13 protein-coding genes and 1 pseudogene are annotated in these 13,120 nt (G+C 54.7%); 10 read left to right on the top strand and 4 right to left on the bottom strand.

Translation table 11 applies throughout. The annotated features are described in order from the left end of the window. Positions 1-20 precede the first annotated feature (20 nt). The 3 genes from WC184_05665 to WC184_05655 all read right to left on the bottom strand — a co-directional run bounded on the left by WC184_05665 (position 21) and on the right by WC184_05655 (position 3,762). The gene (locus WC184_05665) at positions 21-866 is read right to left on the bottom strand and encodes a DegV family protein (protein MFA7477363.1); all 846 of its coding nucleotides are present in this window, start codon (positions 864-866) and stop codon (positions 21-23) included. A 68-nt stretch (positions 867-934) separates the two neighbouring features. After that, positions 935-3,040 (bottom strand): DUF6049 family protein, encoded by a 2,106-nt coding sequence (locus WC184_05660; protein ID MFA7477362.1) that lies wholly within the window; start codon positions 3,038-3,040, stop codon positions 935-937. Further along, complete coding sequence (locus tag WC184_05655) at positions 3,037-3,762, bottom strand: GNAT family N-acetyltransferase (protein ID MFA7477361.1); 726 nt, start codon at positions 3,760-3,762, stop codon at positions 3,037-3,039. Before WC184_05655 ends, WC184_05660 begins: the two co-directional genes overlap by 4 nt. 95 nt (positions 3,763-3,857) lie before the next feature. On the opposite strand from WC184_05655, the gene WC184_05650 reads away from it, so the two are divergent. After that, the gene (locus WC184_05650; GenBank protein MFA7477360.1) at positions 3,858-4,859 is read left to right on the top strand and encodes a histone deacetylase; all 1,002 of its coding nucleotides are present in this window, start codon (positions 3,858-3,860) and stop codon (positions 4,857-4,859) included. A 35-nt stretch (positions 4,860-4,894) separates the two neighbouring features. Beyond that, positions 4,895-6,277, top strand: a complete 1,383-nt coding sequence (locus WC184_05645) for a CCA tRNA nucleotidyltransferase (protein ID MFA7477359.1) — start codon at positions 4,895-4,897, stop codon at positions 6,275-6,277. On the opposite strand, the gene WC184_05640 is transcribed toward WC184_05645, so the two are convergent. Continuing rightward, positions 6,266-7,006 carry a class I SAM-dependent methyltransferase gene (locus tag WC184_05640; protein MFA7477358.1) on the bottom strand — a complete coding sequence of 247 codons (741 nt, stop codon included), beginning with the start codon at positions 7,004-7,006 and terminating at the stop codon, positions 6,266-6,268. The two genes, WC184_05645 and WC184_05640, sit on opposite strands and share 12 nt — an antisense overlap. A gap of 83 nt (positions 7,007-7,089) precedes the next feature. Here WC184_05640 and WC184_05635 point away from each other — a divergent pair, with 83 nt between their 5' ends. The 8 genes and pseudogenes from WC184_05635 to rplI all read left to right on the top strand — a co-directional run bounded on the left by WC184_05635 (position 7,090) and on the right by rplI (position 13,105). After that, positions 7,090-7,494 carry a DUF5318 family protein gene (locus tag WC184_05635; protein MFA7477357.1) on the top strand — a complete coding sequence of 135 codons (405 nt, stop codon included), beginning with the start codon at positions 7,090-7,092 and terminating at the stop codon, positions 7,492-7,494. Positions 7,495-7,556: 62 nt separating this feature from the next. Next, positions 7,557-9,707, top strand: coding sequence for a transglycosylase domain-containing protein (locus WC184_05630; GenBank protein MFA7477356.1), 2,151 nt, complete (start codon positions 7,557-7,559; stop codon positions 9,705-9,707). Between the two features lie 84 nt (positions 9,708-9,791). Beyond that, on the top strand, positions 9,792-10,646 hold the full coding sequence (panB, locus tag WC184_05625) for a 3-methyl-2-oxobutanoate hydroxymethyltransferase (protein MFA7477355.1): 855 nt from the start codon (positions 9,792-9,794) through the stop codon (positions 10,644-10,646). A 36-nt stretch (positions 10,647-10,682) separates the two neighbouring features. Next, positions 10,683-11,312: a DUF192 domain-containing protein gene (locus tag WC184_05620; protein ID MFA7477354.1), complete on the top strand. Its 630-nt coding sequence runs from the start codon at positions 10,683-10,685 to the stop codon at positions 11,310-11,312. Between the two features lie 128 nt (positions 11,313-11,440). Further along, complete coding sequence (gene rpsF / locus WC184_05615; protein MFA7477353.1) at positions 11,441-11,785, top strand: 30S ribosomal protein S6; 345 nt, start codon at positions 11,441-11,443, stop codon at positions 11,783-11,785. Positions 11,786-11,799: 14 nt separating this feature from the next. Further along, on the top strand, positions 11,800-12,246 hold the full coding sequence (ssb, locus tag WC184_05610) for a single-stranded DNA-binding protein (GenBank protein MFA7477352.1): 447 nt from the start codon (positions 11,800-11,802) through the stop codon (positions 12,244-12,246). Next, positions 12,246-12,497 (top strand): annotated as a pseudogene (gene rpsR, locus WC184_05605) (30S ribosomal protein S18). Before ssb ends, rpsR begins: the two are co-directional and overlap by 1 nt. Before the next feature lie 158 nt (positions 12,498-12,655). Beyond that, positions 12,656-13,105, top strand: coding sequence for a 50S ribosomal protein L9 (gene rplI, locus WC184_05600; protein ID MFA7477351.1), 450 nt, complete (start codon positions 12,656-12,658; stop codon positions 13,103-13,105). Positions 13,106-13,120: the final 15 nt, after the last annotated feature.

Genomic DNA, 13,120 nt, shown 5'->3' with positions numbered 1-13,120 from the left:
ACGTTAGCGCCGGTTGGAGTCTAACTATCGGCCAGGAAGCAGGCCCCAATTACTCGAGGCCCCCCATGAGTGCCAATAACGGCACCGATTTTACCGATGCGAATGTTTTCGCGTTCAAAGCGTGGCGCCAAAATTCCAAGCAGCGTCTCAATCTCTTCATCGGGAGCGTTGCCATGCATAATGGCCAGCTGTTCCACCTCGCCTGATGCCAACACCTGGTCGGCTAGCCATTGAATGGCCTTCTTGCGGGTGCGAGGTTTGCCAGCTTCTTTAACAGCGCCAGAGGAAATATCGATAGCAGGCTTAATCGACAGCATGCTGCCTAAGAGTGCCGCCGCACCACCAATTCGCCCACCCTTTTTAAGGTTTTCGAGCGTATCCAAAACACCTACGACATGGGTTCGTTTCACCATGTTGTTTACCAGCTCGGTGATTTCTTCCACCGTGGCACCGCGCTGCGCGGCTTTGGCGGCTTCTAATACTTGGGTCCCCAAGCCAGCGGTAATGGAGTTCGAATCGATGACCGCAACTGGAACACCACCCTCAAGGGCGTTGGCTGCCGTGCGCGCTGATTGGAAAGTAGCTGAGAGCTGTGAGGAAAGGTTTATGCACACCACACCTGAGGCGCCCTCTTCGGCCAGCTTGCGAAAAACCATCTCAAAAGCACCAGGTGCGGGGGCCGCAGTTTCAGGTAGCTCAGCGTTGGCGGCCATTTCTGTATAAAAATCATCGACCGAAAGTTCTTCACGATCAACATATTCTTTTTGGCCAAAACGGATGGTGAGTGGAACCACCTCAATTCCTAAGGCCGTGGTTTCTTCATGGCTCAAGTCGCATGAGCTGTCGGTAACGATTCTGACGGTCACGATGCTCTCCCTATTTCTTGTCGCCAAAGCCTAGTGTTCACCCCGGCCGAGCCAGGGGTTTATAAATCTTAGGATTCAGCGGCCTTACGTGCTTTAACGGTGGTTTTTCGCCACCAAAATCCGATTGTTACTAACGCGGCAACCGCAATGCCAACACCCACACCCGAAACCGCGGTGGATCGCACTGTGTAACGAAATGAACCGAGGGTAATTTCACCGTCAGGTGTGGCCAAGCGAACTTGCATGGGAAAGGCACCCGATGCACGTGCCCGCACAGGTATTTCTAGAGCGGTGATCTCATCGGTCAGAGTTAGTTCCATGACGTTTCCGTCTTGGAACACCAACTTGTCACTTTCCAAACTCAACTGAACCTTGGCTGGTTGTCCGCTGTAGTTGAACACGCTCAAGGGAATTACGCCTTCACGTGAGGCCAAAGTAACCGCACCAGCGTCGGGTACCGCCAATAGCTCAAGGTTGGCCCGTGCTGCTTCCACCAAAGCCGCCAGGTAGCTTTGGCGCTCGGTGGGGGTGAAGCTCTTAGCCATGCTCGTTGCTATTTGTTGTTCTTCATGCAGCCGACTTAGAGCGCTTTGACCGAACACCAAATGGTGGCTGGCCAGATAGCTTTGGGCTTGGTTGAGACTGGTTGAAAAACCGTTTAAGTTGCTCGAGCTGCTGGCATCTTTCAGCGCTAATACTAAACGTTCGCTGGGGTTTTCTACCTTGGCATCGATACCGTCAGCGGCCGCCGGATCGGCATTTTCAAGCGCACCTCGCATGTCAGTGGGTGACAAGATGGGGGTTTGTTGGAACTGTGGTAGTAGTTCAGCCAAAAGTGCTAGCCCCGCAGTACCCGACGGTAACACCACCGCTACAACTCGGTTGTAGGCGGGTCGTTCGAACCAAATCGCTGCCATATCGGCGGTGAAATGCTGGGCAGCCAGCGCCGGGTTGAGACCCGGTTGTAAATAACTTTGCAACACTTCATCGGTGGCCAATGCCTGCAAGCGTCCGCCCGAGGGCGTTGCGAGGTCGAAAGGCTGCACCAAAATCTCGGGTCGTTCTCCCTCTAGTGAATCTGAAGACACAATTAATCGGGAAACACCTCGCTTAGCCAGTTCGTCTAGCCCGGCCGGTCTCAAATCAGAATCAGCTACCCACGTACCGCTTTCATTGTTCACCCCCATCAGAGTCACCAAGGTGGACGCACCTAGCGCCAGCTGACTGCCAAGGCCGTCACGAAGGCCGGCTTGGATCAGCGCGTCCACATCCACCTCCACAAAAGTGGCGGCGGTGACCGTATTGGTGCTTAAGAGGTTCGCTAGTTCATCGAAAAGCTCGGTGCGATCGGGGTCGTTGGAGCTTCGTAGACCAACCAAAGTTTCGGGTGTCACTTGGAAAGTGACGGAAAGATCGGAGTTCGCACGATAAAGTTCCGTCACCAAACGCAATTCGGCCTCGGTAGCACTGGAAAGGTGACCTTCTCCGTTTTGATCAAGCACCGGTTCGAACCTAAGCGGCTGTACTAGCACCACGCTGAGCGGGTTCACCTCATTGTTTGGCAAGCGCACAAAGTGGACCACGAATGATTCGGTTACTTGTCCGGTCTCGTCTCGAAGCTGAATTTCAAGTGGGTAAACACCGTCTTTGGTGAGCAGAATGGCTTGGGTATCTCCAACACCACTACGAACCTTAAAACGGATGCTGACGTTGCCTTGAGCATCAGTTTCAAGCTCGGTCACCTTAGAATTCTCAACCTGGCGAACGACCCGACCGAGATTGTTCCCTTCAATCGTTGACGCCACCCGAGCACGCATGGGTAGTCGACCATGAAGGTTCACCACCAAGCGACTTTCTGGCGAAATGTCATCAAGACGTAGTTGTAACGTGACCTCATCGTTGGGTTTCACCCAGGTGGTTAAACCAACGAAATTCATTCCGCCGGTTTGAGGTTGGTTCTGAAGCTGCGCGGTATGAGGCGAGGTGTTTGAGGTGGCAAGGCTGGAAGAGGCTGCGCTTGGCGAGGCGACAACGATGATGGCCGCAGTGACCACCAATGGTCCTATCATCACTGCGGCCATCGTGAAGGCCAGTATCCGCAGGTTCAACCAAATTGCACTGCTTTGCCATCGGGCCGGCTGAAGCCAGGAAAGCGTTGGCCGCACCTCACTCATATGTGGTGCTCAAAGGAATATCGCAACACGGCTAACCCCGAGGGCTGGTTAATAAATCCGTGGCTCTGGTAGAGGCGGAGAGCGCCCTCGTTTGATTCTTGGGTGTTAACCATGGCTATTTGGCATCGGTGACGTTTCAGCCAATACAGACTGTCGATTACCAAGCTAGAGCCGATGCCCGAGCCTTGGTAGTCGGGGTGAACCGCCAGGCGTTGTAGATAACCACGAAAACCCGAAAGCCCAGTTATGGCATAGCCACAAACGTGCTTACCAGGTGCGATCCGAACCCGAGTTCTAGGTGTAGCGCCAATGGCATCGACCAAACCTCGTTCATCCAGACGCCAAAATGGCTCAAAGGCTGCGGTGTCGACCTCGAGAATTGCGTTGTAATCACGGGTGAAGCCGCGTTTCGTTTGACCGCGGCGTGGCTTGGGGACATCGATGAGGGTATGGGTGAGGAGATGAAGTGATTCATAAACCTCGAAACCGGCTTGTAAAAAGCTTCGACGTTCGGTCTCGCTTAAAGCGTTGGTCATGACGCATCGATAACCGGCCAACTCTAAGAGCCGCATTGCATTTTGAATCGAAGCGACTCGTAAGGGGGTGCTATTGGTGGTGCCGATAATCTCAGCCACGGAGGAATCGGAGCGCCACGGAGCGACTCGCAAGCGATCAGAGCCGTACTGCAAAATTTCGTATTGGCGTATCGGTAACCGGTTCAACATCTAAATCTTGGCTGAAAATGGGTCGGCGGTGAGGATAGACGACGAGAAATTTGCAAGCTACCGGGTGTCATTTAGCGGTAGCGTGGAAGAGCGTGTCACTCATTTTCTTTTCACACCCTCAGTTTGCACTACACGAAACCGGTAGTTGGCACCCTGAAAATCCAGCCCGACTTCGTGCTGTGCATGACGCCATTGAGCTTTCGGGTGTAAAAGACGGCATCGTGGAAATTGAGCCACGGGCCGCCACCAAGAAAGAGCTTGATGTGATACACCCTGCCGGTTTCATTGACGCCTTAGAACGTTTCTGTCTCGGCGGTGGTGGAAGTATAGACAGCGACACCATCGTGGTTCCCGCTTCGTGGGAGGCAGCTTTGCTAGCTGCTGGGGCCGGATTGGAAGCTATCGAACGCCTACGTGCTGGCGAAGCGGACGCCGCATTCTGCGCTGTTCGGCCTCCGGGCCATCACGCTATGCCCGATCGTGCCATGGGATTCTGTCTACTTTCGAACGCCGCCATCACAGCGGCCACCTTGGCGAATCAGGGGGAACGGGTTCTCTTAGTTGATTACGATGCCCACCACGGCAACGGCACTCAGGCTGCCTTCGATGCGGATCCCAGGGTTCTCTACGTGTCGTTCCATGAATACCCGCTTTATCCCGGCACCGGGGCGTTGTTTGACATTGGTACCGGCGAAGGTCGCGGGTCGAGCATCAATTTCCCGTTACCTGCCGGAACGACGGGCGATGTTATGCGTACTGGAATCGATATGGTACTTGCCGCCAAAGTGGCTGAATTTAACCCCACCTGGTTGGTGCTCTCGGCCGGATTCGATGCGCACCGAGCTGATCCGCTGACCTCGATGGGCCTATCAGCGGGTGACTTTTCCGATCTGACCCGAGATGTGTTGCGTTTCGTACCCAAAGGCCGGGTGATTGCTTTCTTGGAAGGCGGCTACGACCTAGAAGCTTTGCGAGATTCCACTGCGGCGGCCTTGGCGGGACTGCTTGATGAGCGCTCGTATCAAGAAAAGCCCACCTCGGGTGGACCGGGTCGTAACGTGGTGGACGATGTAGCCATGATCCATTTGGCTTAAGCGGACACCCCGTTTGACCGCTACCTTAGAACGCCGTGGTACCCAAGCGTCTTGAACCCATCCTCAATGAAGTAAAGCCCTTAGCCGAGGCCTTCGCCACGGCTGGATTCAAGCTGTACTTGGTGGGTGGAATAGTGCGCGACCTGCTGTTGGGGCGTGAACTTTCCCAACCCGATCTAGATTTCACCACTGATGCCACACCGCCAGACATTAAGGCTGTTTTGTCACCGCTGGCCGACGCCATTTGGGATCAAGGCATCAAGTTTGGCACGATAGCGGCTCGTTTCGGTGAGCGTAGCTACGAAATCACCACTCATCGCGGCGAAAGTTATTCCGCCGATTCACGCAAGCCGACCGTCGAGTTTTCTACAGACATCGAAGCAGATCTGGCCAGGCGCGACTTTACGGTCAACGCCATGGCTCTAGCGGTGCCAGAACCACGCTTGATTGACCCTTTTGGCGGTGCGGAAGACCTGGTTCGAAAACGGCTACGAACTCCTTTTAGCCCCGCTATGTCCTTTGGTGACGATCCCTTGCGAATGATGCGAGCCGCTCGTTTTATAGCTGGCTATGGATTAGTTCCCGAAGAGGGTTTGGTAGAAGCCGTCGTTGCGATGAAAGATCGCTTAGGCATTGTTTCGGCCGAGCGTGTCCGTGATGAACTGAACAAATTGTTGGTGGTTGATGACCCATCGGCTGGGCTCTGGTTCCTTGTGGACACCGGACTGTCGGATCAGTTCCTGCCTGAAATGCGGGCTTTGCGCCTCGAACAAGATCCAATTCATCGTCACAAAGACGTATTAACTCATACCATTGCGGTGGTGGCCAAAACTCGGCCCGAACGAATTGTGCGTTTAGCGGCTTTAATGCATGACGTCGGCAAGCCGCGAACACGGACAATTACCGATAGTGGCGTGGCATTCCATCACCATGAGGTGGTTGGAGCTCGGATGACCCGCAAACGGTTGACCGAGCTTCGTTACGCCAAAGACGAGGTGGACGCCGTAACGGCTTTGGTGGCTATGCACCTGCGTTTCCACACCTATCAAATGGGCTGGACTGATGCTGCGGTACGACGCTTTGTACGTGATGCCGGACCGCTGTTGCCCGAGCTGATTGAGCTCACCCGTTGTGATTCCACCACTCGCAACAAACGTAAGGCTGACGCCTTGGCGGCTCGGATGGACGAGCTGGAACAGCGCATTGGTGAGCTACAGGCCAAAGAAGAGCTGGCCAGCATTCGCCCTGGCCTAGACGGTCGAGCGGTAATGGATCTCTTGGGGTTGAAACCCGGTCCGATGGTGGGTGAGGCCATGAATTTCTTGTTGGAAATTCGCTTAGAAGAAGGCCCTAAGGACGAGGAAACCTTAAAAAATCAGCTGCTCGAATGGTGGGCGGAACACCGATCAGAAACCTAGCTTGCGTGCCCGGAGGACCAGGGTGGAGGGCACGGTGGCCATTGCGTCCACCCACAACGGTGAGCGCTCTTTGGAATCTTTAGGTTCGGGTTCCATCAAAATATCGACCCGAAAATTCGAGCGGGTTAGCCAGGTGAAGAGACGGCTAAAGGTATGGCCATAGTCGATGCCCTCGGAATCGTCGTCATCGCCCAGTGCCCACGGTCGCGGTGTTTCCTCCCAATAAGAGCGAGTTAATTTAACCGGTCGCTTGGTGGTGACATCGACCATGGCGAAAGCAGGGTGTGGAAGCGAGAAAACAAAGGGCAGATCGGGCCGTAAAACCCGATGTACCTGGCGAAAGACTCGGGCCAGATCGGACACCCCTGCCAAGGTGTATACGCTAAGCGCGATATCAATCGACTCGGCGCGCACACTGGCCAAATCGGCGACATCGCCTTGTAAAATCTCGACCCGGGTGCCCTCACGCTCAAAAAGGTCGCGAGCATTCTTCACACGAATGGGGTCGGGTTCCACCACAATTACCCGGGCACCCTTACGATGCAGGGCTACCGTGTTGTGTCCGTCACCGCAGCCCAGCTGCAAAATCCTTTTGCCCGAAAGGTCACCCAGAAGTCGCAGCTCGCCCTCGTTGGGAATATCTGGCCCATAATGCACCTGGTCCAGGGGAAGTGGCAGGCCCAAAGGAAAGGTGTGCGGTTGAATGGAGGGTGTGGCTTTGGCATCCATAGTTCTAGTTTCGCGTGAAACCAGCCTTGAGATGTGTATTGGCGACGTCGTGTCTCGTTGGAAACCCTAGGTAGGGTCTAATTGTGAGTTTTTTGTCGCATCGCGAGGCGGCGGGTACGCCAGGACCCGGCACGATCGATTACCGCATGGCCAGGCAATGGGTAATCGATCAATACCACCGTGGACGGCTTGCGCAACACGAAGTCTGCGACGCTCACCCAGAATTGCGCCGGGCGGCCAAATCGGTGGCCGAACCCACCAAACAAATTTGCCCTATCTGCAAAGACGAGAACGTGGTTTTGGTCACCTACGTCTTTGGCCCGCGCCTTCCCGCCTTTGGCCGCTGTATAACATCAAAAGCAGAATTGCGTGACTTTGCGGCTAAGGCCGCTAAAGGCAACCAGTACACCTGTTACATCGTTGAGGTTTGTCCTGGTTGTTGGTGGAATCACCTAGCGCAAACGTTTTTGATCGGACGGGTGAACTGAAAAAGAGATCTAAATCAACCAAAGCGACCTCTAGCGAGCCACGTCGTTCGATTTTGTGGCGAGTGAGACGGCTTTTCTTCCTGCTTGGGTTGCTTGGAATTGCTAGTGCTGCCGGTTTGGTTTGGCTTTTGTACCAAGTGCCACTACCCCCGGCTGAACCGCTGGTTGAGACGTCATACATTTGTGCCGCTGGGGTGACTGAATGCGGACCCGAAACGGCTATGGCGGCACTGAGTGGGGCCGAAAATCGAATTTATGTTCCGTTGGACGCCATTTCGCCCAACGTTATTGACGCTATTTTGGCCCAAGAAGACCGTAATTTCTTTAGCCACAGCGGTGTTGACCCGATTTCAATTGGCCGTGCTTTGTGGACCGACCTGCGACATAAAAAAGTAGCCCAGGGTGGTTCCACAATTACGCAGCAATATGTGAAGAACGTCTATTTGAACGACGATCGCACCTTGATGCGAAAACTTCGTGAAGCCGCGTTGGCAGTGAAACTTGAACGTTCATTGTCTAAAGAAGAAATTTTGGAACGTTACCTCAACACGATTTACTTCGGTCGGGGTGCCTACGGTGTGGAAGCAGCTGCTCGAACCTATTTTGGTAAACCAGCAGCCGAGTTAAACCTCTCGGAGGCGGCGTTTTTCGCGGGTCTGATTCGGGCTCCTGAAACTGGTGAGCCGACTCGTTTTCCTGAAGAAGCTGATCGGCGGCGACACAACGCTTTGGTGCGTTTGTTAAGTGACGGAGTGATAACTGACGCCCAGATGGCCGAGGCCGAAGCTCAAACCACAGCTGCCATGGTGCTACCTCGTGAAGCGCGAGAAGGTATGGGCAAAGTTCAGGGCGCCGAGTTCGGTTCCGAGTATTTTGTTGACGCGGTACGCCAATTTCTTATTGAAGAGTTCGGGGCTGCCGCCACATATGGGGGCGGTCTTCGGGTGTACACCACGCTTGATCTCTCGCTCCAACAAGCGGCGTACGAGGTGATTACGAGCACGCTCGATCCGAACAATCCTGATGATCCCGCGGCGGCGTTGGTTTCTCTTGATGAGAACAACAACGTTTTGGCCATGGTAGGGGGAACAGATTTTTCCACCTCACAGGTGAACTTGGCCCTTGGACAAAGAGGTGGCGGTTCTGGGCGTGGCCCAGGTTCGGCTTATAAACCTTTTGCGTTGGCCCGAGCGTTAATGGACGGTGAAGAGCTCTCCAGCGTCTATGAAGCGCCGTCCAAAGCGGTTTTCGAAGGCGCTAATAACGGCAGCGACTGGGAAGTCACTGGGGGCGGTTCGCCAAGCGGCGAGTGGTCGCTGCTAGACGCCATGCGTGTTTCTTCGAACACCGTTTATGCCCGGCTGATATTAGACCTTGGCCCAGCCAGGGTGAATGAGCTGGCCCGCAAGGCCGGAGTCAGTGCCCGTTTGCCCGATGTCCCCTCGGTGGTGTTAGGCGCCGGAGAAGTCTCGGTTCTCGATATGGCTTCGGCCTACACCACCTTTCGTGACCGGGGTGCTCATGGTGATCCCATCATGATTGAACGAGTGACCGACGCCTCGGGACGCGTTCTGTGGGAGCCTTACCGACGTCGTGAACAGGTTATTCCTGCTGAAGTAGCCGATGAGGTGACCTATTCTTTGGCCAGTGTGGTGACCGGCGGTACGGGCCGTTCAGCAGCGGTTGCGGGCCAGGTAGTAGCGGGGAAGACCGGAACCACCACCAACAACCGTGATGCTTGGTTCGTCGGCTACAGCTGCCAGGTAAGTACCGCTATTTGGATGGGCTATCCCGGTGCTGACTCTGAAGGAAGGCCCCGACGAATGAACAATTTTCGGGGCATTTCGGTAACCGGTGGTTCTTTCCCAGCGCAAATGTGGGGGGCGTTTATGCAACGCGCTCTGGAAGGCCGAGAGCGTTGCGAGTTCCCCCAGATTACGCTCACCGCACCTACAACCACCCCAACGGTGTTGCGCTGTCCGGTTGACGGCACTGACACCACCGACCCGTCGACCCCAATCGAGCTGTGTCCGCCAGTAACAGAAGAAACCACTTCTACAACTAGTGATGAGACGGATTCGCCCGGTACAAGTAGCACCACTACTTCAACTGTGGTTGAACCGCCACCAAGTAGCACCACTACTTCGACACCAACCACTACCTCTACTACCTCCACTACCCAGGTGCCACCAGACGAAAATGATGAGCCTTAGCTAGTTGCTCGTGTGGTTCCGCGTTATATCGTGGAAGTACCGCCGACAGCCAACCTTGGCGTTGGACGGAAAAAGGAGGCTCTCATGAGCAAGATCACGGTACCAGCCGTTCGCGCCCATAAAGTGCGCCATGGACATGACCCGTTGGTTATGATTACCGCCTACGATGCCCCCTCGGCCCGAAGTGTTGACGAAGCGGGTGCCGAGCTAATTCTGGTGGGTGATTCTTTAGCGATGGTGGTTCTTGGTTATGACACCACTCTCTCGGTGACAGTGGCCGATATGGCGCACCACACCGCCGCAGTGGCCAGAACGAAACCTAAAGCCATGGTAATTGCCGACCTGCCGTGGATGAGTTACCACGTGGATGCCCGTGAAACGGTAAGGAATGCGGCCGAGCTAATTCGCGCTGGTGCTGTAGCGGTGAAACTTGAGGGCGGTCGAAAAAGAGTGCCCATGGTTGAGGCCATTGTGGACGCCGAAATTGCCGTGGTCGGTCATTTGGGCCTGACGCCACAATCTGTACATCAAATGGGTGGTTTCAAGGTTCAAGGAAAAACGTCACAAGCTGCTCTTGAGCTGGTTGAAGACGCCAAAGCATTGGAAGCTGCCGGTTGTTTTCTAATTGTGTTAGAAGGAATTCCTTCGCCAGTTGCCAAGTTAATTACCGACTCGCTCGATGTGCCGACGGTAGGAATCGGTGCTGGTTCCGATTGTGATGGCCAGGTGCTCGTCTATCACGATGTTTTGGGGATTGAAGACCGTATTAAACCGAAGTTTGTGCGCCGCTACGCATCTTTAGGCGCCGATGCGGTGACCGCTTTGAGTACTTTTGCTGCGGATGTGCGTAGTAAGGCTTTTCCCGGTGAAGCCGAGTCGTATCAGCTGGGCGAGGCAGAAGCTGAAGCTTTGGGCCTTTACGGTTCAAGCGGCGATTAACCTAAGGGCATCGAAATTTCCAAACGCTTTAACCCTTTGGCGCGTCTGTTCATAACGGTGTTAGCCACGGCGACGCTGCTGGCAGCCTTATCGTCGTGCACTACTTCGGTGCCAAATGGTGATGCTCAGCAGCCAAGCCAAGACTTAGCGGCGCCAAATGGTGGCACCGAGGAAACAAACGGCAGAGTGCAAGACCCTCGCTCAGACGAGGAGACTGATACGAACTGTCACACCAGCGACGGCGAATTGGCCGCGTTTGGTTCGCGTTTGGTTGAGTTGCGTCTGGGAGAATCGCGCAGCTTCGAGTTGTGTGTTTTGGTGGCCAACACCGCTACGTTGCGTGCCCAAGGCCTTATGGACATAGCCAACATTGAGCCGTTCGATGGCATGTTGTTTACCTTCGAGCAGACCTCTTCTAGTGCTTTTTGGATGAAGAACACACCCTTAGCCTTGGTGGTGGCTTGGTTTGACACCGATGGAACTTTGGTTGACGTGGCGGCCATGGAGCCTTGTGTCGACCAGCCGCATTGTCCCCAGTATTTTGCTCGGGCACCTTATTATTACGCGCTGGAATTGGCCCAAGACACAGCGGTGGCTTCCGAGCTTCGAAGCGCTGTGGAGGACGAACAAGTGGTGCCGTGGCAACTCATAATGTCACAGGGCTAGTGCATCATGGTGAAATGGAGGTATTCACCCGAAGGTGCGCTAGCATTGCACGGTCAATTAATGACCCTGTTCCACAAGGTGTGGAACCCCAACTTTGGTTGGGTCCAGAGGGAGGTGATGCGCTACTTATGCGCGCCTACGAAATTATGATCATTCTGGATGCTGAGCTCGAAGAGTCGGCTGTCCAGGGCGTTATTAACCAAATCTCTGACATGGTTAGCGCCAAAGGCGGCAAGCTCGCCACCACTGACAAGTGGGGCCGTCGCCGTTTCGCTTACGAGATCGATAAAAAGTGGGAAGGCTTCTACGTCGTCCTCGAAATCGTAACGGAAGGTGCCGATCTTGCTGATGTAGACCGCTTCCTCCAAATTGCGGATTATTCGATCCGTCATAAGATTCTGCGTCTTCCCGACAACGAGGCCGCACGCCGCGGTCTTATCGGTGGGGAGGCCGCGCCAGCAGTTGCTGGATAAGGGAGGAGATCCCAATGGCATTTGATAACACCGTAACCGTTGTAGGAAACGTTACCCGCGACCCTGAATTGCGTTTTACGCCCGGTGGGATGGCAGTCGCCACCTTCGGCCTAGCGTGGAATCGTCGCAAACAAGACGGCGAAGACGAAGTGTCGTTCTTCGATATCACGTGTTTCCGGCAGTTAGCCGAAAACGTGGCCGAGTCCATTAACCGTGGCTCTCGGGTCATAGTCTATGGATCGCTTTCACAGCGTTCTTGGGAAACGGAAGACAAACAACGTCGATCCAAGGTTGAAATCATTGCGGATGACGTGGCCCCTTCTCTACGTTGGGCCACCGCAAACATCGCAAAGAACGAAAGAAGTGACGGCGGCGGAATGCGCTCGGGTGGCGGCTCTGGTAGCGGCTACTCCGTACCGAATGAACCGCCCGCCTACGACATGGATGAGGAGCCCTTCTAGTGGCTAAAGCACCACCAAGGCGAGATAAGAACAAAGACAACGCTCGCCGCAGCAAGAAAAAAATCAGTCTGCTTACCCAAGAGCGGGTTGAATACGTTGACTATAAAGACGTCAACCTGCTTCGTCGCTTTATGTCTGACCGAGCCAAAATCAAGGCTCGCCGCGTAACCGGCAACGATGCTCAGCAGCAGCGCGAAATTGCCATCGCAATTAAGAACGCCCGCGAAATGGCCCTGTTGCCATACATCAGCCGGGTTACTACCCAGCGGGGTCAGCGTCCCGATCGCGGCGAACGTTCGGCTCGTGCCGATGGCCCACCACCACGTCCAAGCGCACCACCTCCTGGTGCCGTGGCCGACGAAGGTGAAGACGTAACCACCGATACCACCGAAGTAGCGGAGGGCGAAGAATGAAGCTAGTTCTGCGTTCTGATGTAGAGCTCTTGGGCAAGCGTGGTGACGTGGTCGAAGTCTCTAACGGCTACGCACGTAACTACTTGCTTCCTAAAGGTTTAGCCTTTGCAGCTTCACCTAAAGCTGAGGCACAGGCTGCTGCTATGCGCCGTTCGCGGGAACAGAAAGACGCGACTTTGCGTTCCAGCGCACAAGAAATTGCCAGCCGTTTGGTACCAACCGTCATTGCCATCACGGCTAAAGCTGGACCTGAGGGCAAGCTTTTCGGTTCTGTTGGTAGCGCTGAAATTGCTGAAGCGGTTCTAACTCAAACTTCCATTGAAATTGATCGCCGCCAAATTTTGGTCGACGAACCAATCCGCACGGTCGGCACGCACAGCGTTCCCGCCAAATTGCACGCTGAAGTCGAGTTTCCCATCACAATTGAAGTCACCGCAGCGCAATAGCAGGACCTAAAGTTT

Source organism: Acidimicrobiia bacterium, assembly GCA_041676705.1.
In the GTDB taxonomy this organism is placed as follows: Bacteria; Actinomycetota; Acidimicrobiia; order Acidimicrobiales; family SKKL01; genus Actinomarinicola.
The sequence above is the reverse complement of the archived record's forward strand: the minus strand, read 5'-3'. Positions and strand labels throughout refer to the sequence as shown.